This is a genomic window from Candidatus Villigracilis saccharophilus, from assembly GCF_016711665.1.
Genome location: NZ_JADJSO010000040.1, coordinates 1 through 19,234 on the forward strand (window position 1 = coordinate 1; position 19,234 = coordinate 19,234).

Annotated in this window: 21 protein-coding genes and 2 pseudogenes; 8 read left to right on the forward strand and 15 right to left on the reverse strand. The window is 49.4% G+C overall.

From position 1 onward, the window contains the following. From IPL17_RS12965 to rdgB, 7 genes and pseudogenes are all read left to right on the forward strand, one after another. Positions 1-286, forward strand: a pseudogene (locus IPL17_RS12965) (hypothetical protein); the annotation flags it as partial. A 39-nt stretch (positions 287-325) separates the two neighbouring features. Continuing rightward, entirely contained in the window at positions 326-499 is a 174-nt protein-coding gene (locus IPL17_RS12970; RefSeq protein ID WP_345307506.1) for an NBR1-Ig-like domain-containing protein, read from the forward strand. 473 nt (positions 500-972) lie between these two features. Then, positions 973-1,362 (forward strand): hypothetical protein, encoded by a 390-nt coding sequence (locus IPL17_RS12975; RefSeq protein WP_345307507.1) that lies wholly within the window; start codon positions 973-975, stop codon positions 1,360-1,362. A gap of 75 nt (positions 1,363-1,437) precedes the next feature. Continuing rightward, entirely contained in the window at positions 1,438-2,238 is an 801-nt protein-coding gene (locus IPL17_RS12980; protein ID WP_345307508.1) for a mechanosensitive ion channel family protein, read from the forward strand. A gap of 52 nt (positions 2,239-2,290) precedes the next feature. Then, positions 2,291-2,701, forward strand: a pseudogene (locus IPL17_RS12985) (type I restriction-modification system subunit M N-terminal domain-containing protein); the annotation flags it as partial. Between the two features lie 231 nt (positions 2,702-2,932). Continuing rightward, entirely contained in the window at positions 2,933-3,985 is a 1,053-nt protein-coding gene (gene queG / locus IPL17_RS12990) for a tRNA epoxyqueuosine(34) reductase QueG (protein WP_345307509.1), read from the forward strand. Beyond that, complete coding sequence (gene rdgB, locus IPL17_RS12995) at positions 3,982-4,581, forward strand: RdgB/HAM1 family non-canonical purine NTP pyrophosphatase (RefSeq protein WP_345307510.1); 600 nt, start codon at positions 3,982-3,984, stop codon at positions 4,579-4,581. Before queG ends, rdgB begins: the two co-directional genes overlap by 4 nt. On the opposite strand, the gene IPL17_RS13000 is transcribed toward rdgB, so the two are convergent. The 11 genes from IPL17_RS13000 to IPL17_RS13050 all read right to left on the reverse strand — a co-directional run bounded on the left by IPL17_RS13000 (position 4,576) and on the right by IPL17_RS13050 (position 14,064). Further along, positions 4,576-5,421, reverse strand: coding sequence for an alpha/beta hydrolase (locus IPL17_RS13000; RefSeq protein ID WP_345307511.1), 846 nt, complete (start codon positions 5,419-5,421; stop codon positions 4,576-4,578). The two genes, rdgB and IPL17_RS13000, sit on opposite strands and share 6 nt — an antisense overlap. A 2-nt stretch (positions 5,422-5,423) precedes the next feature. Beyond that, positions 5,424-6,533: a GAF domain-containing sensor histidine kinase gene (locus IPL17_RS13005; protein WP_345307512.1), complete on the reverse strand. Its 1,110-nt coding sequence runs from the start codon at positions 6,531-6,533 to the stop codon at positions 5,424-5,426. Between the two features lie 38 nt (positions 6,534-6,571). Further along, complete coding sequence (locus IPL17_RS13010; protein ID WP_345307513.1) at positions 6,572-7,177, reverse strand: hypothetical protein; 606 nt, start codon at positions 7,175-7,177, stop codon at positions 6,572-6,574. Between the two features lie 510 nt (positions 7,178-7,687). Continuing rightward, a complete protein-coding gene (locus IPL17_RS13015) occupies positions 7,688-8,194 on the reverse strand; it encodes a hypothetical protein (protein WP_345307514.1) in 507 nt (168 codons plus the stop codon). Continuing rightward, positions 8,172-9,083 (reverse strand): hypothetical protein, encoded by a 912-nt coding sequence (locus tag IPL17_RS13020; RefSeq protein ID WP_345307515.1) that lies wholly within the window; start codon positions 9,081-9,083, stop codon positions 8,172-8,174. Before IPL17_RS13020 ends, IPL17_RS13015 begins: the two co-directional genes overlap by 23 nt. Positions 9,084-9,587: 504 nt before the next feature. Next, a complete protein-coding gene (locus IPL17_RS13025; RefSeq protein ID WP_345307516.1) occupies positions 9,588-9,860 on the reverse strand; it encodes a hypothetical protein in 273 nt (90 codons plus the stop codon). Positions 9,861-10,329: 469 nt separating this feature from the next. Further along, positions 10,330-10,680, reverse strand: a complete 351-nt coding sequence (locus IPL17_RS13030; protein WP_345307517.1) for a hypothetical protein — start codon at positions 10,678-10,680, stop codon at positions 10,330-10,332. 43 nt (positions 10,681-10,723) lie between these two features. Then, on the reverse strand, positions 10,724-11,065 hold the full coding sequence (locus IPL17_RS13035) for a sulfotransferase (RefSeq protein WP_345307518.1): 342 nt from the start codon (positions 11,063-11,065) through the stop codon (positions 10,724-10,726). 145 nt (positions 11,066-11,210) lie between these two features. Then, a complete protein-coding gene (locus tag IPL17_RS13040) occupies positions 11,211-12,017 on the reverse strand; it encodes a hypothetical protein (protein ID WP_345307519.1) in 807 nt (268 codons plus the stop codon). A 158-nt stretch (positions 12,018-12,175) separates the two neighbouring features. After that, entirely contained in the window at positions 12,176-12,529 is a 354-nt protein-coding gene (locus tag IPL17_RS13045; RefSeq protein WP_345307520.1) for a hypothetical protein, read from the reverse strand. A 23-nt stretch (positions 12,530-12,552) separates the two neighbouring features. Then, complete coding sequence (locus IPL17_RS13050) at positions 12,553-14,064, reverse strand: glycosyltransferase family 39 protein (protein WP_345307521.1); 1,512 nt, start codon at positions 14,062-14,064, stop codon at positions 12,553-12,555. A 129-nt stretch (positions 14,065-14,193) separates the two neighbouring features. On the opposite strand from IPL17_RS13050, the gene IPL17_RS13055 reads away from it, so the two are divergent. After that, complete coding sequence (locus tag IPL17_RS13055) at positions 14,194-15,732, forward strand: glycosyltransferase family 39 protein (RefSeq protein WP_345307522.1); 1,539 nt, start codon at positions 14,194-14,196, stop codon at positions 15,730-15,732. Positions 15,733-15,748: 16 nt separating this feature from the next. Here IPL17_RS13055 and IPL17_RS13060 read toward each other — a convergent pair whose 3' ends face one another. From IPL17_RS13060 to IPL17_RS13075, 4 genes are all read right to left on the reverse strand, one after another. Then, positions 15,749-16,582: a glycosyltransferase family 2 protein gene (locus tag IPL17_RS13060; protein WP_345307523.1), complete on the reverse strand. Its 834-nt coding sequence runs from the start codon at positions 16,580-16,582 to the stop codon at positions 15,749-15,751. Continuing rightward, complete coding sequence (locus tag IPL17_RS13065; RefSeq protein ID WP_345307524.1) at positions 16,579-18,057, reverse strand: glycosyltransferase family 39 protein; 1,479 nt, start codon at positions 18,055-18,057, stop codon at positions 16,579-16,581. Before IPL17_RS13065 ends, IPL17_RS13060 begins: the two co-directional genes overlap by 4 nt. 119 nt (positions 18,058-18,176) lie before the next feature. Further along, a complete protein-coding gene (locus IPL17_RS13070; RefSeq protein WP_345307525.1) occupies positions 18,177-18,899 on the reverse strand; it encodes a 6-hydroxymethylpterin diphosphokinase MptE-like protein in 723 nt (240 codons plus the stop codon). Then, positions 18,896-19,231, reverse strand: coding sequence for a hypothetical protein (locus IPL17_RS13075; protein WP_345307526.1), 336 nt, complete (start codon positions 19,229-19,231; stop codon positions 18,896-18,898). The genes IPL17_RS13070 and IPL17_RS13075 overlap by 4 nt, the downstream gene beginning before the upstream one ends. Positions 19,232-19,234 lie beyond the last annotated feature (3 nt).

The following is a 19,234-nucleotide window of genomic DNA, read 5'->3' on the forward strand; positions in this document are numbered from 1 at the left end:
GGTAGTGGCAGAGTTGACACTTACAGCGGCGGCATTTACTCCCACCCCGCTTCCGCCAACAGAAACGCCAATACCTGAACCGCTGGCAACAGAAACCCCAACGGCCGCCTTTACAACGGATCCGACCCAGATCGCGCTCGGCACACCGGGCCAGTTATGCGACGACACTTCCTTTGACAACGCCACTGTGGATGTCACCATTCTTGACGGCACACCAATGACCCCCGGGCCAGGAGTTCGTAAAGACCTGGAAGATCAAGAATACAGGGATCCGCTCATGGGGTGATGGCTACGGATTGATCTATGCGGCTACGCGGAAAAATGGATGGACAGCCCGGTTCCGCTAGGCACGTTGGTCGAAGTCGGACAGGAAGCCGAAGTCTCGGTTAACTTCAAAGCGCCGATCAAAGTCGGCGAATACACCAGCGCCTGGCAAATGGCGAACGCCAAAGGCATCCCATTCGGCAAAGCCATTTTTGTAAAGATCATCGTCAAGTAAAGAGTGACTGCCGCACTAAAACAGGCAATCAAGCAAAAAGCGCGCCAGCTGGGATTCATCCCAATAAACTTGATTTGACAGCGTCAGTGTATTTGACAGTAACTTTTTTAACCAGAACGGGGCAGGCTTTTCAGCTTGCCCCGCTTTTTATTTTTAAGCGGCAAAACCCAAGCGAAGGCGCGGTCACACTTCGGCAGACTCCTCTTACGGGACTTCGCAGTGCGACGCTCAACAACCAACAATTGTCCACAGGGTGCTGCGCCAGGGAGGAAGTAAGGGTGGTGACATTTGTCAATCGACAAATGGTGGGCACTAGTCTATACTTAACGGACAAGCCCCGCAGGACGCGAATCCAGCGAGGCTTTGAAACGGACTACGCGATTTCGGCGCGTGTCGATAGGGAAATCATAGCATAATCCTACCGCCTGCGCAAATTGCGTGGGCGGCTTTTGTTATCAGGGGAAAGCATATCCATGCTTGCGGACTTATTCCTCAGCGTTGCAGACGCGGTCATCTCCTACACAATTGACAAACTCGATCCAGCCGAGACTCTTAAAACGTGGCTGAAACGGGATACTGCCAAACTGGCTTTTCAGAAAGCATTGGCGCGGACCTATGCCGCATTCGCACGTCAATACCCTGAATATGCCGCATCCCTATTTGACCAATCATTCCTGAGCAAAGAAGCCATTCCTGAAATTTCAAAGTTATTGATCCGCAGTCAGCACTGTTGGACTGCTCTCCCCTGCTCTCGTCCATTTCTGCGGACCAGACATCAGCGGCGAGCTTCTCCGCGCCATCATGGACACTGCCCGCTGGTGGCCGTGACATTTGTCAGTCTGCGCAATTTCAATCAGCATTAGGAGAAACACCTTTGTTCGAACAATCTTTCAAAAACATTGATGATAAATTACAGACCTTTTCAAATTCGATATCCCATGAGTAACTTCCTGGCGCAATTCCCATGGCTGGAGAACCCCATCCGCATATTGATCTATTTCATATCAGCCATGTTGGTTGCTTTCCTTTTGAAAGTAGTAACGCACTGGTTGTTGAAACTTGGCCGATTGGCTCCAAATGGACGCAAACCCAGCCTAGAACGACAAAAGACCCTACATAGTCTCATTTCCAGCACAATAAATTTGACCTTTCTCATTATCGTAATTGTGGCAAGTATGGGGTTGTTCATTGATCTTAATACATTAGCCTGGGTGATGGGGCTTTTTACTGCCGCATTAGGCTTCGGCGCCCGCCTTGTAGTAGGCGATTATCTGAGCGGACTGAATTTTCTCTTTGAAGATATCTTTGCCGTTGGAGAAAAGATCGAAATTTCAGGTGTCCGACCCATAGAAGGGGTTGTCGAAACGATAAGTTTGCGAACAACCATGCTGAGGTCGTCATCAGGCGAGTTGTATATCGTTCCCAACGGTGAGATCCGTTCTGTTCGAAATTTCAGCCGCGGTAAATTTTCCATTGCCAATATCACGCTCAAAATTATGAGCGCAGATCTGGGCCTTGCACGCGCAACCCTGGAAGCTATAAGGGAGGAGGCAGTTACCCTGCTGCCCAACCTGATCGAGCCTTGGAAAGTTACCAATCTGGAGGGTATGATCGGGCAGTACACAGAACTAACCTTGATCGCCAAAGCCCGCTTCGGTAAAGCGGCGGAAATGCGTCCGTATTTGCTGGCATTGGTTCAGGAACAATTGTTGAAAGTAAATATCCAATTGGTTAGTTAATGTGACAGTCGCTTTGGGACACAATACAGGTATTTAATTAGGAGATACAACTTTATTCGAGCAAACCTTCAAAAACATTGACGATAAACTATGGAAAGACGCGGGGTGTTCCAGTGAGTTGGATTACGTGGAGCAGACTTCTTGGATTCTGTTCCTGAAATATTTGGCTGATTTCGAGGAAGATAAAAAGGATTCGGCGGAGTTGGCGGGGAAGAGTTACACGCCGATCATTGCGGGTGAGTTTCGCTGGGAGAAGTGGGCGACGCCGAAGGATTAGGATGGGAAGCTGGACCATCACAAGGCGATGACGGGCGATGATTTGATCGATTTTGTGAATGTGAAGTTGTTTCGGTATCTCAAGAAGTTCAAGGCGGATGCGGAACGTGCGGATACGATCGATTACAAGATCGGGGAGATCTTTTCGGAGTTGAAGAACCGCATTCAGAGCGGATACAACCTGCGCTAGGTGATTGGGAGACAAGGGTAGCAGAATACCTTGCCAACTTACAGGCAGGACTTGAGTCATTAAATTCCTTCCCTCAAAACGATGAAGAGCGTCAAGAGATATTTGAGATCAAGCGTCAGATTGTAACTACTTTAGTTAGACGGGTTACAATTGATCGTGACCGCGAACTGTATGTGGAAATTAGTATCAATCTGCTAAATCTAATCAACTATGGTGCTCCCGAAGGATTTGAAGCAAAAAATAATAATCAAATCAAAACAGCTGGGATTCATCCTGGCTGGCGTTAGTTCTTTCGAGCCGCCCGCGCACTACAATATTTTTGAAGAATGGCTCGGTCAAAACAAACACGGCACGATGAATTATCTTGCCGAAGAACGCAGCCGCAGCCGCCGCGCGGATCCCAAACAAATCCTCCCCGGGGGTAAATCCATTCTGGTGCTGGCAATGCCCTATACAAATGCAGAAGGCAGAAGGCAGAAGGCAGAATTTCAAATTGCATCTTATGCACTGGGCGAAGATTATCATGATGTTATTCCCGCGCGCCTGAAATTAATTGTTGAATTCATCGAAGAACAGCTCGGACATCCCATCCCCAATCGCTATTACACAGACAGCGGCCCCATCCTAGAACGCGAACTCGCACAGCGCGCAGGTCTTGGCTGGATCGGTAAAAATTCCATGCTGATCAACCCCCGAGCGGGTTCCACCTTTTTTCTGGCTGAGATTCTGCTCGGCATCGAACTCGAACCCGACGAGGCGCTTATTACCGACCATTGCGGCACCTGCACACGCTGTATCCAGGCCTGCCCCACGCAGTGCATCCTGCCTAACCGTACCCTCGACGCGCGCCGCTGCATCTCCTACCTTACGATCGAACTCAAAGAGGAAATCCCAGATGAATTAAGAGCGCCTACACGGGATTGGATTTTCGGATGCGATGTCTGTCAGCAGGTCTGCCCGTGGAATCGATTCTCCCAAAAAGCAGACCCTGCCTTCGAACCGAAAATCCCGCTTCCGGTCTTAAGCTCGGACCTGCTCATGACGCCCGTTGAATTTAATCAACGCTTCAAGAAAAGTCCGATCAAACGCGCCAAACGGCGCGGATACTTACGTAACCTGGCAGTGGCTGTTGGAAACACGGGAAATAAAAATGACATTCCCGTTTTGGAGCAGGCTGAAACAGCTGATGAGCCATTGGTCAGCGCGCATGCAAAATGGGCGCTAAATAATATCAACAAGGAGATTGCTTCGGAAGAACTCCCTCGCAATGACGAATTATGAAAAAACTACTGATCGCAACCAACAACAAAGGTAAAGTTAAAGAATTACAGGAACTGTTAAAAGATATGGGGCTGGAACTCATCACGCCGGCAGATATCAACCTAACCCTTGAAGTGGAAGAAGACGGCGCGACCTATGCCGAGAATGCCGCAAAGAAAGCCATCGCCTTTGCCCGCGCCAGCGGACTTGTTTCCCTCGCCGATGACTCGGGGCTCGAAGTAGACTTATTGGATGGCGCGCCAGGATTACATTCCGCGCGCTATCATCCCAAGCCGGGCGCAAATGATGCAGACCGCCGTGCCTACATGCTGGAGAATCTCAAAGACAGGCCGCATCCCTGGACGGCGCACTTCCATGCCACGATCGCAATTTCAGCACCAGATCAGGATGTCCAAATCGTGGAAGGCAATTGCCACGGCGAGATCATTGCAGAGGAACGCGGCAATGGCGGCTTTGGATATGACCCCATTTTTTATTTTCCTGAACTCAAAAAAACAATGGCGGAGATGGGTATGGACGAAAAAAACCGCCTTAGCCATCGGGCCATTGCGGTGATGAATGCCATTCCAATCTTGACGAAAATCTTCGGGTTATGAGCCTTCCTCCAGGGGAGGTTCTGGTTGTTGAGCAGGAGCAGCGATGCGCGGCTGTTTCGTTTTCCTGACACGCTGCGGGAGGTTATCAACAAATTCCTTTAATAATTCCGCAATCCTATCAGGCTGTTCCAGCATGACCATATGTCCGGCATGTTCGATCACGTGAAGCTGCGAGTTTGCGATGCGGCTTTTTAATAATTCTGAAAATTTTACAGGGGTCATTTTATCTTCCGCACCGCAGATGATCAATGCGGGAAGATCCATCTTTTCCAATTGACCGATCACATCAAACTCATTGCACGCCAAAAGGTCTCCATGAAAAACAGGCGGGCGGATTTCCATCATTTGTTTTTTTGAAAGGGCCAACAAACTTTGCGGGGCGCCCTCGCTGAAACAATTTTCATTTACCATATCCACGGCAGACTCAAATGTATTCGGGTTGGCCGCCCATTCCAGGACAGGCGGGGCAACCCGCAGTTTTGCCCCGCCTCCGAGCAAACCCAGTCCCAATACTTTCTTTGGATATTTCAAAGCGACCGTCAGCGCGATGGCGCTGCCCATCGAAATTCCCACCAGCACTGCCGCGCGAATCTTTAATGCCTTCATAAAGGCAATTACATCCTCGGCGTACTCGTCCACCGAATGCCTGCCCACTCCTTCAGATTGCCCATGGCCCGGCAGGTCAAGCGCAAAAATTCTTTCACCTTCCAAACGGCGGATCTGTGCAGGCCAGGAGATATAACTGCCGCCCGCCCCGTGAATAAGGATCAACGGAGGGCGTTTCACGGAATTGTCTTGCGACTCGTGCGAGAAATAGTACAGGTCTGCGGCGATCGGCATTTTTATTTTGCGCGCGGATGGTGGATACGGTCCGCGGCGTCTTCTGTGAGAGGGATATAAACCTGGATTTTTGTGCCCTTGCCTGGGGCAGAATCGATATGCAGCAAACCATTCACAAGTTCAGAACGTTCCCGCAGATTGACCATGCCAAGGCTGCTGTTCGCGCGTTTATCATAGGCCTGGGACATGGCCCCGACATCAAACCCAACGCCATTGTCCTGTATCTCCAGCAGCGCGATACCAGCTTCCACTGGTTTCAAGCGCACGGCAATGGTGTCAGCAGCTGCATGTTTGCGGGCGTTATTGACCGCCTCTTCAATAATATAAAAAATCACGCCCTGCTTGCCCATCTCCAATTGTTTGGTGACACGTTCATCAATTTGCACGGTCATTTTTTGAGAAAAAGTTTCCAGCATCTTGTCGGCCATGGATTGAACCGCTGCGGTAAGACCCTGGGATTCGAGAATGAGCGGGCGCAGGGTGAAAAGCATGTGACGAATTTCCTTCGTGGTGCGATGCGCCAGTTCCTCCAGCTTAATGATCTCTTCGCCAGCCGCCTGGACATCCTTGGACATCATGCGCCGCGTAATATTCAACCGCATCGCGATCGCCGCCACCGATTGGGTGGGGCCGTCATGCAGGTCGCGTGCCAGTTTTTTGCGCGCCTCTTCATGCACTTCCACCATACGCTCCTTCTCTTCGACAAGATCCTGATACAAACGCGCATTCTGTATGGCGGTCACGGATTGTCTGCCGATGATATCAAGCAGGTTGCTGCGTTCCGAATTGAAGTAATCGGGGTTGGGATGAGCAAACAACAAGGCGCCATACACATTTAACCCGCTGCGCAGGGGAAAACAATATCCGCTTGTACAGGTTCGGAGCGCAACCACACGTCCAAGTTCAGGGTCATAGCCGATGTTATTAAGGAGCATCGGTTCGCCTTCATCAAGCGCCCTTTTGAGCAAACCTTCCGCCGCATCGAATGTAACACGCATATCCGCGCTCGTTAATCGCCGCGCTGAACCGATATGCAATTTACCACCGCTGAATAACATGACCATACCCACCAGCGGGTCGCTCACCAGTTGTTCCGGGTCGGGATCCAACACAGCCAGCGCTCATGTCCAAAGCAGAGTCAAGCACACGTTTATAACTTAATGTGGAGGAAAGCTCGGATGTTAATTCGTAGATCGCGCGCATCCGTTCGGTTTGGACCGCCCGTTTCTTTTCTTCTGAATCCAAAAAACTGCGAACGATTCTGCCTGATGCGTATGATCATGCGTTTGCCAAGAAATCCAAAAAGCAAACTTAAAAAAATCATGCTAATGGAAACAATGATCGCCAAGGAACTGTTGCCGGTTTCAAACAAACTCATACTGATCACAAGTATGGAAAACAAACCGGCCGCCAGCAATGCCCCCAGAAATTCAAAATAGATCGCACTGGTTAAAATGGGTAGTAATCCCGTCCACAAGGCCGGGCCTTGCAGGCCGCCCTGCACCAGAAAAAAAGCGCCTGATAATACCAGGTCCATAAAAAAACTGATGCGGCGATGATACGTCATGCGAACATTGGAACTTGCCAGCATGGTCATAACAAGGTTCCAGACGATCAGTAATCCCAGCGGCCACGACAGGATAATCTCCAGTTTTTGCCCAAGTCCAAGCGATACGACCAGGCCCACTAGGGTGATCCAGCGCAGAGAGATGGCAAACCAATCTGCCATGTAGGGAGTTTCAAATTTACGCATCATATCCCAATCATAACGAAAAATCAAATGCCCGCAACGTGAGGAGGTTGCACCTTGTTCTCAATTCTAACAAACACGTTAAATCTGCAGTTTGGGACCAGATTCTTATCCCTGACCAGGCCTTGAGACCCACCAGAATACCAGGTACCAGCCAGATATTTGGGTTGCGAGCGAATCCTGGGTGAAGATTAGAGAATGCGATCGCAAGCCATGCGAACACCAGTGACCGCAAAGCGCGCCCAGGAGCTCCTTACGGTGCGACAAGTCAAGAATATCGCCAAGCAGATGGAATTGAAAATGCGAAAAAGGAAGAAGCCGATCAATCCAGTCTCAGCCAGCAGGCGCACATAAAGATTTTTCGGGTAAGGGTACGAGCGACTGGCAGGTCCAGTTGCCTGGCCATCTCCTGCAAAGTGGTCAATGCCCAATCAGGCAGGTTTTCATACATCTAAAATCCGCTTGCACCGAGCCCGACACCGCTCCAGGGATGCTGCTCAAACGCGGCCCTGGCTCCTATCGAATACGCGCCGCGCGCGCCCGCATTGATATCCACAACCCATATTCATTCAGGCTGTCCGCGTTGATATTCCGCAAACGGCTGAAATATTTTTTGTCCGAGAAAAAGGAACGCACCCGTGATAAAGCCAACAACGGCAGAAGAATTGCGCACGAATCGCCACATCCAAAACGCGCGCGCGTAAAACCTCCAACAAACCAATTCCAGATCGCGCGGAGCATGTCGCGGCCGAGAAATAGCGTTGTCAGACCAGCCGCCGCGATCGTGACCAACTCCTCCGCGCGAGAAGTGGCCAACAGTACCAGCAGGGAGAACGCCAAAAAACAGGTTCCAGCCATTTCGACGAGTGACCGGTAATTCGTCGCAGGCTGGCAATGGAAAGGAATAAACTGGAAATCGCTTGGTGTCCCGCCAGCCAGGCGGGTTCGAACTGCCAGGCTGGAAATCCGATTCGAACGGACTATCCAGCATCGAAAACTGTCAAGCTGCCAGTGGGTGACCATTTCTTTTTCGGCAGGTCTGTATAAAAGTGACGGCCTGCAGACCGCTCCAAAAAATATCAAGGCACATACCCGCGAATATCCAGCGCGCCGAAAAACGCAGATCATTTTCATCTTTATTCATCCAGACCGCGGCAATGAAAAAAGCGACGCCGATCAGGAGCGTGACCAACGCGCGGATCGCGCGTCCAAAATATATCTGCCCGCGCAATGGAAGCGGATCGAACATACCCCCGAAGCTGGTCGCAGTGAAAATGAAAAGGATCAACACAGCCAGAGCCACGAAGGCGCCCGCCCAATATAAATGTATTTTTTTACGAAACGCCTGCACAAGCAAAAGAGGAAGAAGCAATACCAGCGGATATAACGCCAGCGGACGAACGAACGTGCCTTCCCCTAAAAAGGGGAACCAGCGAAAACTGGTGACAGGCACGGCAAGCAGGACCGCGCCCCAAAGGAAGGAAGCGAATTTATTCAAGTAGTTCCCATGCCTTTGTTTTGCATAAGTTTTATATTCATAGACGCGCATCAAGTGATGTCGGACTCCGCCCTGGGTTTTAATGAACAACGTATTACAAACACAGCCGCTGTAAGAAAGCCAAGCACCTGCAGCAAGTATCCGCTCATTGGGATGCTGCGTTCCATTGGCAGGTCTTGTGACTGGAGTAACTTCCAGGCGGACATGGTCGTTGACCGTGCCAGAATCCACCTGATCCTGCACCTCATCAACGAAAGCCTGCGCCCAAATTGAAGCCAGGGAGGCGGCAATTTGCGGGTCGCTGTCATCCGCATAAAAATGCCAGCCCGCTTCGGCAGGCTGGCCAAGCTGTAACGAACTGCCTCGCAGATCGGCAACGGTCAAAGCGAATTGTGACGACAACTGTCCCATCACACTCGTCGACCAGGCGAGTTCCCTTCAACTTGCGCGCCTCACGTTCCAAGTAATTAAAACTGCTGGCGGTCCGTATCCTGGGGGCCAGGCCTCGTTCCAGATTGAAATCCACAACTAACAGTTGCGCGCACGAAATGGTGGCGGGATAATATAATAAACAATCGCGCCAAGAATCGCGCAGGAAAGCACAGAGCATCCAAAAGCGCCAGGCTCTGAGCAAGCGGATGAAGTCGTCAAGGGAAGGAGGTGTGAAAAGGTATCTCATGGGTTCAGGCTCGTTTGATGCGCCACTTCCATAGCGGGCCAATGATCTTTCTCAGATAATATTTTGCGACAATCACAGAAAAGAAACCACCGCCATCCCGATAATGAACGCGGAGCATTTCAGGCCAACAGCGGTCATCCGCTGAACCTGGTTTTTGCCGAAATTGTGGATGCGAAAATTGGTTCAGGTTTGTCCCCGCAAATATTTTATTGACGCGCGCACTAATGCGTGTCCACAGGTCATAATCCATTGCAAAAGAAAAGACGGGTCAAGGGCCAAGTTCCTTCCAATATTTGGCGCGGAAAACATGGTCCGCATGGGATGTGGACGTAGCCCTCACGCAAACGATGATGATCTGTCTCGCGCGAAACTGAATTACCGATCACACCACCCTGCCGATTAATGAAGTCGCAGTCAGCACATACCATCGCGATCTCGGGGTTATCCATCAGGAATTTCACAGCCTGCCGACGGCGCCAGGACGGTATGGTATATCGTCTGAATTCATCCACGCTGACATCTCAGGCATTGGCGCGGTTGAACTTATTGATCGCATCAGTCTGGCCTTTTATCCTGTTCACTGACCCACCCGCGAGTCCACCTTCACATTTTAATGACATCCACACTGCCATCAGTTGAACCGCCATCCACGATGATGTACCAACGGGGTGCGGATAGTCCCGCCCAAAGACAGACTGGATCGTGGCTTCAAGGCATTGCGCCCGATTAAAGGAAGGGTAATGAGGGAGACATGAGGGGAAGATTAGACATCAGTGATCATTCATTAGGTAACAGGAAGGGGGGTCTACCATTCATTATCGGAGTAAAAAGATGGGATACATCTTCGGTCATTTTGCGGATGCGAACGATCTCTGCAGCGGGTCAGTCGCTTTTTCCAGTTATCCATGTTGACGCAACTGTCCAATTTTACGGAATGAATCCTTTTTCTCTCGACAACCGGCCTGTTTTCAGAGCGCCGAATTAACGATCGTACCACGGACTTTTATCATCCAAAGTTAAACCAAGCGACTTTATACAGAGATTTATACCCTCGGCGGGATCCAGGGAAAGGTCTTCGTGGCGGACGATCTTGAAGTCCGGGAACAGGCTGCGGGTAGCATGAACCGAACGGTAGATCATCCGCCAAAGCAACGCGGACTGTCCCACAATGTCATCAGTCCGCATATTTTCCATATCTGCGCGGTCTTTCTCAAGATGATCTCGCATGAGCATGGGTTGTTTGAGCAGGTCATTAAAATCAAAGGGCCAATCCAGACGTTTGAGGCTGCTTGCAAAGCCGCCAGGATGACGGATGGTGATGACGACCGACAATCCATTTTGGGCGAACCACGGCGCGGAAAAACCGAAGGGATCTTTAGCAACGGCCGCTGCTTGAGAAGTTTCCCTTTTGTAAAGACAGCCAGGTCACGCGCCAGGCGGAGGAAATCCTTTTGGGAACGCAACGAGAGCATTTCTGCAAAAAGATGATAACGAAATCCCAGGAGTTCCTGAAAGGCGGGAAGATATTTGATCTGTTCTCTTCAGTAATATATGTATACCAGCGGTCCACCTCAGCGCGGTACACGCCGCGGCGGTGCAAAACATTAAGCGGTTCGCTGATATACGCGGTCTGCGGGTTGGCGGCCAGCATCCTGCCGACCCAGGTTGTGCCGCTACGATGCGCGCCACTTACGAGGATGGGATTATTTTTGTTCACTTGCGTATTCCAAAATATAATCATTCGAACAGATACAGCTTTGAATTGTATTCCACACCATAATATTGCGACGCAGTGATCCGTCCAGTGATCGGGGTTGAGATCCAGTTCCTTGATTTTATACACGCCTGAGAAAGCGGGATGATCAAATCTTTTCGCCCAGATCCGCGTGATGGATAATGTAAGCGTCACGCAGATCCCATAGCGCGGCACGGGAACGATATTCATTATAATTATTTTCATAAACAGTTACAGCGGCTCTCAAAGGATAGATCAATCCGAGAACGAGCAGCAGAACCACGGCAAATGATTGAACATAACTACGACCCGATCTTAATTTAAAATCCTGAGCCAAGATCCCAAACAGCGCACCTTCGAGCATAATCGTGACAGTCATGATGGTGCGGGCAAGAAAGCGCATCCGTTCCACTGGAAACCCCTGTCCATATACGCTGGGAGAAAAGCCAGCCGCGATGAGTATCCACATGAGAAAGGGAGCAAAAAAAACGATCATCCATAGAAAGCGTTTTTGTGTTCGAGAAAATTCCAAGGTGGTGGTCTGCAAATATAACCAAATTAATAGCGCGGGGATCAAAGCTGAAACAAGGCTGGGGATTGGGAATACCCTGATCGAATCAGCGATAAAGATATAGCTATAAAGAAACGAATCTCTTAGTATGTCGAGCACACCGGGAATCACATCTTTTTCCAAGTTTACGTTGGCTGGCGAAAATACCAGCGCCATCAATCCCAGGATCGCGCCTGTGAATGTCCAGGCAAGCAATGCCAGGAACCTTTGTTTAACAGGCGCTGTTCCCCAAACCCAGACCGCCAGCATGATCAGGGATAATCCTGTGACCATGGTCGTGATGGGCGGCTCGGAAAACCCGGCAATAATAAATGTGGCAACGAAGATCAATGGATAGGTCATCCAGAAAAGCGGCTGGCTCATGAAAAAGCGAGGAGGAGCGTACCAAAAACAAGGGGCGCAAAATGAGTCATCATGGAGGAACGCCAATAAATGATTTGAAAAAGATTGGGCGCCTGCAAAAGACTGAACACCCCCAAAGCCGCACCCAGGAACCAGTCCATTGAATTCGTCCAGTTTATTCAGCAATCTCCGCACCATAGGCGCTCCATGCCAAACCGACAGTCCAAATGATCACCATGGACACGATCGTGATCTGCATAGTTATTCCCGCCGATCAATTCACTAAAGCCAACAAAAAGCAGATTGGAATAACGATTGGCAGCCCGCCAATCTCCGGCCTGATATCGTTCGACCACCGCGCTGATAGGTGAAGACCTGGTCACACGGACGGCTTCACAGTAATCATCGGCGATATAACGGGAATAGATGCCAAGATACGAATACACTCCCATGACAGAAAGCATGGCGAACGCGCATATCCCGATGATGGTATGAAAGAATAGCTTTCTATAATTTTTTATTTCAAATTGCATCTCGAATAAATTTCCTGCCAGTTTCATTGGCTGATATCGTAAATCACATACCCATTCCCTTTAGCGAATACAGGGTACTCCAACAATTTTTCCTGGAGAAATGGCTGAAGCGCCAGGTCCGAAAAATCGGTTACCAAAAAGAGCTTTTTCTTTAGGGCGAGTTCTTCAAATTGTTTTTCAAAATCACGCCCGTCATGAGCACCGCGAAGATCATTATGGTAAATCAGGTCGCCATGCGTGGGCCAGGAAGAGATGTTCTTCCAGCCCCAGTACGCAAGCCGCGAACCGTAATCTTGAGTCAATCCGACACTATTTTTGTCGCCAATTTTCTCACCGATCTCCGCCCACATCTGTGCGTCGGGACGATAATCAACAGATTTCATTTGGGAACGCGTACTCCAAAGGGACATGAAAGAACCTAAAAGCAGAAGACCAATAACAGCAAAACGCATCAAACGAGTTACAGCGATTTTGGCAAGTTGAACGAAGAACCAATCGGCGAGCGGCGCAATGGACAGGGCAACGATGGGGATCAATGGCAGACTATAGTAATCGTGGCTGGAAATATGATAATTAAAATAAATACCAAAGAAAGCATACCCAGCCCAAAGCGAAAGCAGGAAGCGGCGCTTTTCCCTGTCCAAAAAGAAAAGTCCCAGCAGGGCGGTCATAAAAACGAATCCGCCAATGACGAGGTTAAGCATTCCGATCCAGCCGAGATAATAAGATGGACTCAGAAAAAGGGCTGGGATGAATCGGCCGCCAAATTGCCGACCCAGATAGCCCGCGATAAAAACGCCATACAACACGTACACAGCGCCCGGCAGGATGCCAAGCAGGCTCATGACGTAAACCTGGGGCTGTTTCAGCGCTTCACGCAATGATCCACGCCCAAGTAACGCCCCCACGCCGCCGCCGATGACAAAAAATGCCGCCACAAGCTTTATAAAGATGGCAAATCCGCCGAACAAGCCGGCAAGGATCGCATAAAAATAAGACGCAGGCCGCTGTGCCCACTGATACACAGCCCATAAAAAGATGATGATGAGCATCACCATTAACGGGTCAGGTTGAAAACTGCGGGAGGCAAGGATGGCGTACGGGGAAAAAAGATAAAAAGCTGTTGCCGCCAGCGCGCCGTCTGTTGAGGTTATGTCACGCGCGAGTAAAAATAAAAAGACCGCGCCGATCATCCAGAACAAGGACGAATAAATCCGCGCGATCCAGACCTGCTCTCCGGTAAATTTGTAAGTGAAAGCGATGATCCGCTCAAAAAATTCAGGCTCCACTGATGCGCGGAATCTCCATTGCTGAATGGCAAAGGCGCGCTGCTCCGCTGGGATATCTGCAGCGGACAGGGTTTGGTAATACATTCCACGCGCTTTTAATGCAGAAAGCAATTGGCGGGTGGGGTGGAAATCAAGCGGCAGGTCAGTGAGATCGTATAGGCGGATGGCAAAGCCAAAAATGAAAATAACAAGCAAGGCTGTGACCCAGGCGACACGGGGGGCAAAAAAAGAAGGATTATCTTTCATGGCAAGCGCTGTAATTGTAACGTAAAAATAGCGGGGGATAATTCACGCGTAGATTTGATATACTCATATTTACAGAGCTGTTTTACCGGGATAAATACCCGAAACTTGCTTCAAAAAAGCCAAACCAAGATGAGCTTATTGCGAAATATCATAGACCAAACCTGGGAAAAATTGCTCGTTCTGTGCGGGGCATTATGTGTTCTGCTGCCAACGAGCCCTTTGAATATGCCTTATGCCTATAGAGATTCAGGCGTATTCCTTTACATGGGATGGCGCATCTTAAATGGCGAACTGCCCTATCGGGATGTATGGGATCACAAACCGCCGGTCATCTTTTATATAAACGCGCTGGGGCTGGCGCTCGCGAATAATTCACGCTGGGGTGTCTGGCTGATCGAGCTCGCCGCGCTATTCCTGGCAGCATATCTTGGATTCCAGCTCATAAAAAGGTTCTTCGGGGTCTTTCCAGCTGTATTCAGTTTAATGCTTTGGCTTTTGTCGTTGGTTCCCTTATTGCAGGGAGGAAATTTCACAACTGAATACACCCTGCCTTTACAATTTACAGCCTTTTGGCTGGCATACAACTCAGAGAAGTCTGAAAATAAAGATTGGCATTTTTTTCTGATCGGATTAACTGGCGCAATCGCTTTCTTCACCAAACAAACCGCAATCGGGATATGGATCGCAATCATGATTTACCTGACCCTGCGGGAATTAACATCGGGGCAGATCAGGCAGTGGGGCCGCGAAACATCCCTTATTTTCCTTGGCGGATTGACAGTCAGCGGGATGGTGGTTGTATTCTTTTGGCTTCAAGACGCGCTCCCGGAATTTTGGAGCGCAGCCTTTGAGTACAACTTTATTTACGCCTCAGTCACCAGTAGTGGACTGGCAACGCGGCTTGATTCCATCTTAAACGGTATCAAACCACTTACCAGGACAGGCCTGTTCCAAATTTCGCTGGCAGGCTACGTTTGCGCAGTAATTTTGATCCTACTAAAGAGGAATTCCATAAGCAAAATGCTGCCTCTTCTTTTTATTGGCTTGCTCAACCTGCCCATTGAACTAATGCTGATCGGAATCTCCAGAAAAACCTATCCCCACTACTTTATGACCATGCTCCCAGTCCTTGCGCTTTTTGCGGGAGCAGCCGTTTGGACGGTTATTTCACTGACCTCAAAGTGGAAGATCCCCGTTCTTTTGAGAAATGCCGCCGTTGCAGCCGTTACAGGATTTTTTATATGGAATTCATTTTACAACTATATGGATCAACTTTTCATCTACAGAAAGTTCACCAAACATGAAACCGTCATCAATTATATAAAAGACGCCACGGCCGCGGATGAGTCCGTTTTATTATGGGGTGCTGAAACCTCTGTTAATTATTTTTCGCAGCGCAAAAGCCCGACCCGTTTTACGTATCAGTATGCACTTGACCGTGAAGGCTATGTAAATGAAGAATTGATCATTGAATTTTTTGACGATGTCATTCAAAACCGTCCCCGCTTGATCATCAATACAAATTCATCAAAGCCCATGTACGAATTTCCAATTCGCACAGACTCTATGGATGAACAGACAACCTACTTGCGATCTCATTACTGCGCCATGCAAGAGATCGACTCATGGACTGTGTACGAATATTCAGAAAATCAATGCGATCCTTGATCTTCGGCTTTGGCTGTCACTTTTGATACTTTATTTTGCGTTGTTTCAAAACCTTTTCCCGCAATTCCCCCAACCAAAGCAAATTTAAAACAGCGGAAACAAAAATATTCCAGCGCGCCAAAGCAGTGGGCGGATGAATAAATAAAGCACGCATCCACGCGGAGAGCGCACCCGCGGACTGTCCGCCATCCAGCAGGTAACGCGCATCCACGCGATGAGCCGAGGCAAGCGCACGACGATTTATTTTCCCAATCACTGGTGCAAGACTTTCATCCAAGGTTTCGTTTACATGCAGAATATTTCCACGGCGGGCGATCTGGATCCATAAGTAATGATCCAATAAAAAGTGAAGATCAGGATCGAGTCTGATGTCATTCAACGCGGAACGGCGCATGAAAACAGCGGGCTGTCCGATGATCTGGAAGCAGAGAAGGTCTTCCAGGGTCAATTGTTTGTAATTCAAGGTATTGAAGGTCTTTCCGTGTTCGTCAACAGCCAGCATGTTCCCATACACCAGAACGACATGCGGATGTTCTTCAAATATTTTCACAGCTGATGATACTGTCCCCGCCAAATAATAATCATCTGAATTCAGCCACGCGACAATTTCGCCCTTTGCCCGATCCAATCCTTTGTTGATCGCATCCGCCTGACCGTTATCTTTTTCCGAAACCCAATATGAAAGTCGATTTTCAAACTTCTTGATGATATCAACGCTGTTATCCGTTGAAGCGCCGTCCAGCACCATATATTCAATGTTCGAATAATCCTGATTTAAAACAGATAATATGGTCTGTTCAAGATACGCAGCTTGATTAAACGACGGCGTGATGATCGAAACAAGTTTCATGGAATCAGGTCGTACAACACATACCCGTCGCCCTCAACGGCAACAGGATATGCATCCAGTAATTTCTTTAGCGCAGGCTGTTTATCAAGCTGACCGAAGGCTGTCACTAAAAAATAATCCCTGCCAGCGGTCAACTCATCGAAACGATCTGAGAAATCCACATTGCCGTTCCGCACCTCAGCCAGTTCCGTGCTATACGGCCACAAGATCACCTTCCGCCAGCCGTAGTACATCAGCCGAAACCCATAATCCTGAGTAAGACCGATCACCTTTGCGTCCGCGGGGATCGCTCCGCCAACCTGCTGCCAGAACGCGGGTTCATGCCGAAAACTTTCCGCAGCCAGAATGGAACGCGAAACCCAGGATTGAAATCCGATCACCGCCACGATCACAGCGATGAAGCCCGCGCGTCCGACCGCGCCCTGACCTGCCGCGCTTTCAATGAGCGGATTCAACGCCGCGGCCAATCCCAGCGCAACGATGGGGATCAGTTGAATATGGTAATAACTGTGCGTGTACATCTGGAATGGCAGAGTTAAACCGTATAAAACATAACCAACCCATAAACTGACCAACAAACACCTCAAACGCGGAATTGCAAGAAAGATGCCAGCAATGCTGAGGAAGATCATGGTCAGCCCAAATAGTTGTCCGAGAAACGCCAGCCATTTGGTGTAAAAATCGGTGCTTGTAATCAGGCCGATCAACGCTACGGTCCAGCTCAGGAAATATTCCGTGGAACGGCCTTGATTAAGAAGGACATAAAATAACAGCGCAGGCAGGATCATGATCAATGCCATGGACCAAACCTGCTTTGATTTCCAAAAATCCCTTTTCAGCGTGAACAAGACCATTGCAATCGCTGCCGCCCCAACGAAGAACACGATCACAATTTTCACGAACACGGCGAATCCTAAAAATACGCCAGCCAGAATTGTCCACTTCCAGGATTGTTCTTCCGACCAGCGATAAAGAAAATAAATTCCGACAACAAATGCTGATGTCATCAATGGGTCAGGCTGAAAGGATCGACTCGCCTGCACCGAAAAGGGCAGGATGAAGTAAAAAGACAATCCGATCAATGCCGCCCACGGTGAAATTGCCCGTCGCATCAGGTCAAACAAAGCAATGCCTGCCAAAAGCCAGAAGAGAGTCTCCCAAACACGGGCAGATGCAATGTTCTCTCCGCCCGTGAAAAGATAGGTAACCGCCACGATCGATTCGATCACGGGCGGTTCATATCTCCCGACGGAATTTGCAAAGGAAGAGGCAAGCTCGCGCTGTTCGGTTGTCGCAGATGGCAGAATGGAATAATAAATGTCACGCGCCACCAGTGAATTGCGAAGCTGGCGCGAGGAATGAAAATCAAGGGGCGGGTCGGTGATGTCTAGCAGGCGCAGCAATCCGCCCAAAGCGAGGAGAATGATAAAGAGAATGAACCAGTTTGCAGGTCGGGCGGGAAGCGTTTTTGTCATGGAGTCAAAAGTCAAAGGGCGAAAATCAGAAGAGCGAATTGTAGTCCACTTTGGGGAAGATGGTCAGCTTGCCTCCCACCGTCGCATCCAACACTTCGCGGCCTGCCTTTTTGTCAAAGTTACGCGCCATGGCATAGCCGATCTCCGGATGTGTCGAGGTCAGGCAATTGCCAGCGGACGCCTTTGCCAAAATAATTAGGCGCGACGTGGTTCGGGTCATCGCCCTGTGAGATGACCGTTTTGTTGGCCTCGCCCTTGGACGTGAAATTATGATCCACGCCGATCAGGATGACCTGCTCGAAGCCCATGTGAAAAGCCAGTTGAAGTGTGACATTCGTAACCGTGGCGCTTTCCCAAACACGCCCGCGCACGTCAGGCGAAAAACGCGGACCCGTGTAGGATGTGTAAAGAAAGGTTGGCAGGTTGGGAAGTTGCAGGGTCGGGGAGAAATGACGATGCGAACGCCATGCTAAAAACTTGGGCATGGGGAGCGCAAGAATATCGTCATGGAATTGTTCGATCACGAGGTCATTGGTGGCTGAATAATAAGTTGTGTGGAAGCCAAGTTCGGGAAAGATCACATAAATGCGGTTCATCCCAAAGGTGATTTCGTTTTTGAGTTTGGATAGGTCAGTTTGTTTGAGACTTGGTCCATTGCCAATGATAAAAGCGCGCCTGCCCTTGTGAATATCTTTAAGTTCGGCGAGACGGCGAATGCTCTCTCGCCGCCACGGATGAAAATAAGCCGCGGGCAGTTGAGGAATGCGTCGAAACGAGTCGTAGGTATTGCGCGCAAATTGAAGCATTGGACTTGGAAGAATGGACTTAAAGGTATGTTTCATTGGGGCAATAATTCCCTGCGGAAGATGATCAAAGATGCAAGCGTCGCCATATTCAACAGAACAAAAAGCAAATCGACCAATCCGAACTGGTCAAATATGGTCAAAAGAATGTTGAGACCGAGCAGTATGAATGCGAACCAAAACAGCAATTTGATCTTTCTATTTAGGAACAGTCCGCACACAAACATACACGCGGCATCCGCAGCCATCAAAATGGAATAGACGAGGTAAATCCGCAGGTCAGTGCCCATGAAAGATCTGAGGAGTGAAAGAACGCTGAGGACAACCAAAATACCGGCTGTCAAAAAGAACAGAGAGCGGGTGACCTGCATTAA

What these genes read in the sequence shown, in the direction of transcription:
- IPL17_RS12970 (WP_345307506.1), top strand. Translation starts at nt 326, where the DNA reads ATGGACAGCCCGGTTCCGCTAGGCACGTTGGTCGAAGTCGGACAGGAA.
- IPL17_RS12975 (WP_345307507.1), top strand. Translation starts at nt 973, where the DNA reads ATGCTTGCGGACTTATTCCTCAGCGTTGCAGACGCGGTCATCTCCTAC.
- IPL17_RS12980 (WP_345307508.1), top strand. Translation starts at nt 1,438, where the DNA reads ATGAGTAACTTCCTGGCGCAATTCCCATGGCTGGAGAACCCCATCCGC.
- rdgB (WP_345307510.1), top strand. Translation starts at nt 3,982, where the DNA reads ATGAAAAAACTACTGATCGCAACCAACAACAAAGGTAAAGTTAAAGAA.
- IPL17_RS13000 (WP_345307511.1), bottom strand. Translation starts at nt 5,421, where the DNA reads ATGCCGATCGCCGCAGACCTGTACTATTTCTCGCACGAGTCGCAAGAC.
- IPL17_RS13010 (WP_345307513.1), bottom strand. Translation starts at nt 7,177, where the DNA reads ATGATGCGTAAATTTGAAACTCCCTACATGGCAGATTGGTTTGCCATC.
- IPL17_RS13015 (WP_345307514.1), bottom strand. Translation starts at nt 8,194, where the DNA reads ATGGTCACCCACTGGCAGCTTGACAGTTTTCGATGCTGGATAGTCCGT.
- IPL17_RS13040 (WP_345307519.1), bottom strand. Translation starts at nt 12,017, where the DNA reads ATGAGCCAGCCGCTTTTCTGGATGACCTATCCATTGATCTTCGTTGCC.
- IPL17_RS13045 (WP_345307520.1), bottom strand. Translation starts at nt 12,529, where the DNA reads ATGCAATTTGAAATAAAAAATTATAGAAAGCTATTCTTTCATACCATC.
- IPL17_RS13050 (WP_345307521.1), bottom strand. Translation starts at nt 14,064, where the DNA reads ATGAAAGATAATCCTTCTTTTTTTGCCCCCCGTGTCGCCTGGGTCACA.
- IPL17_RS13055 (WP_345307522.1), top strand. Translation starts at nt 14,194, where the DNA reads ATGAGCTTATTGCGAAATATCATAGACCAAACCTGGGAAAAATTGCTC.
- IPL17_RS13060 (WP_345307523.1), bottom strand. Translation starts at nt 16,582, where the DNA reads ATGAAACTTGTTTCGATCATCACGCCGTCGTTTAATCAAGCTGCGTAT.
- IPL17_RS13065 (WP_345307524.1), bottom strand. Translation starts at nt 18,057, where the DNA reads ATGACAAAAACGCTTCCCGCCCGACCTGCAAACTGGTTCATTCTCTTT.
- IPL17_RS13070 (WP_345307525.1), bottom strand. Translation starts at nt 18,899, where the DNA reads ATGAAACATACCTTTAAGTCCATTCTTCCAAGTCCAATGCTTCAATTT.
- IPL17_RS13075 (WP_345307526.1), bottom strand. Translation starts at nt 19,231, where the DNA reads ATGCAGGTCACCCGCTCTCTGTTCTTTTTGACAGCCGGTATTTTGGTT.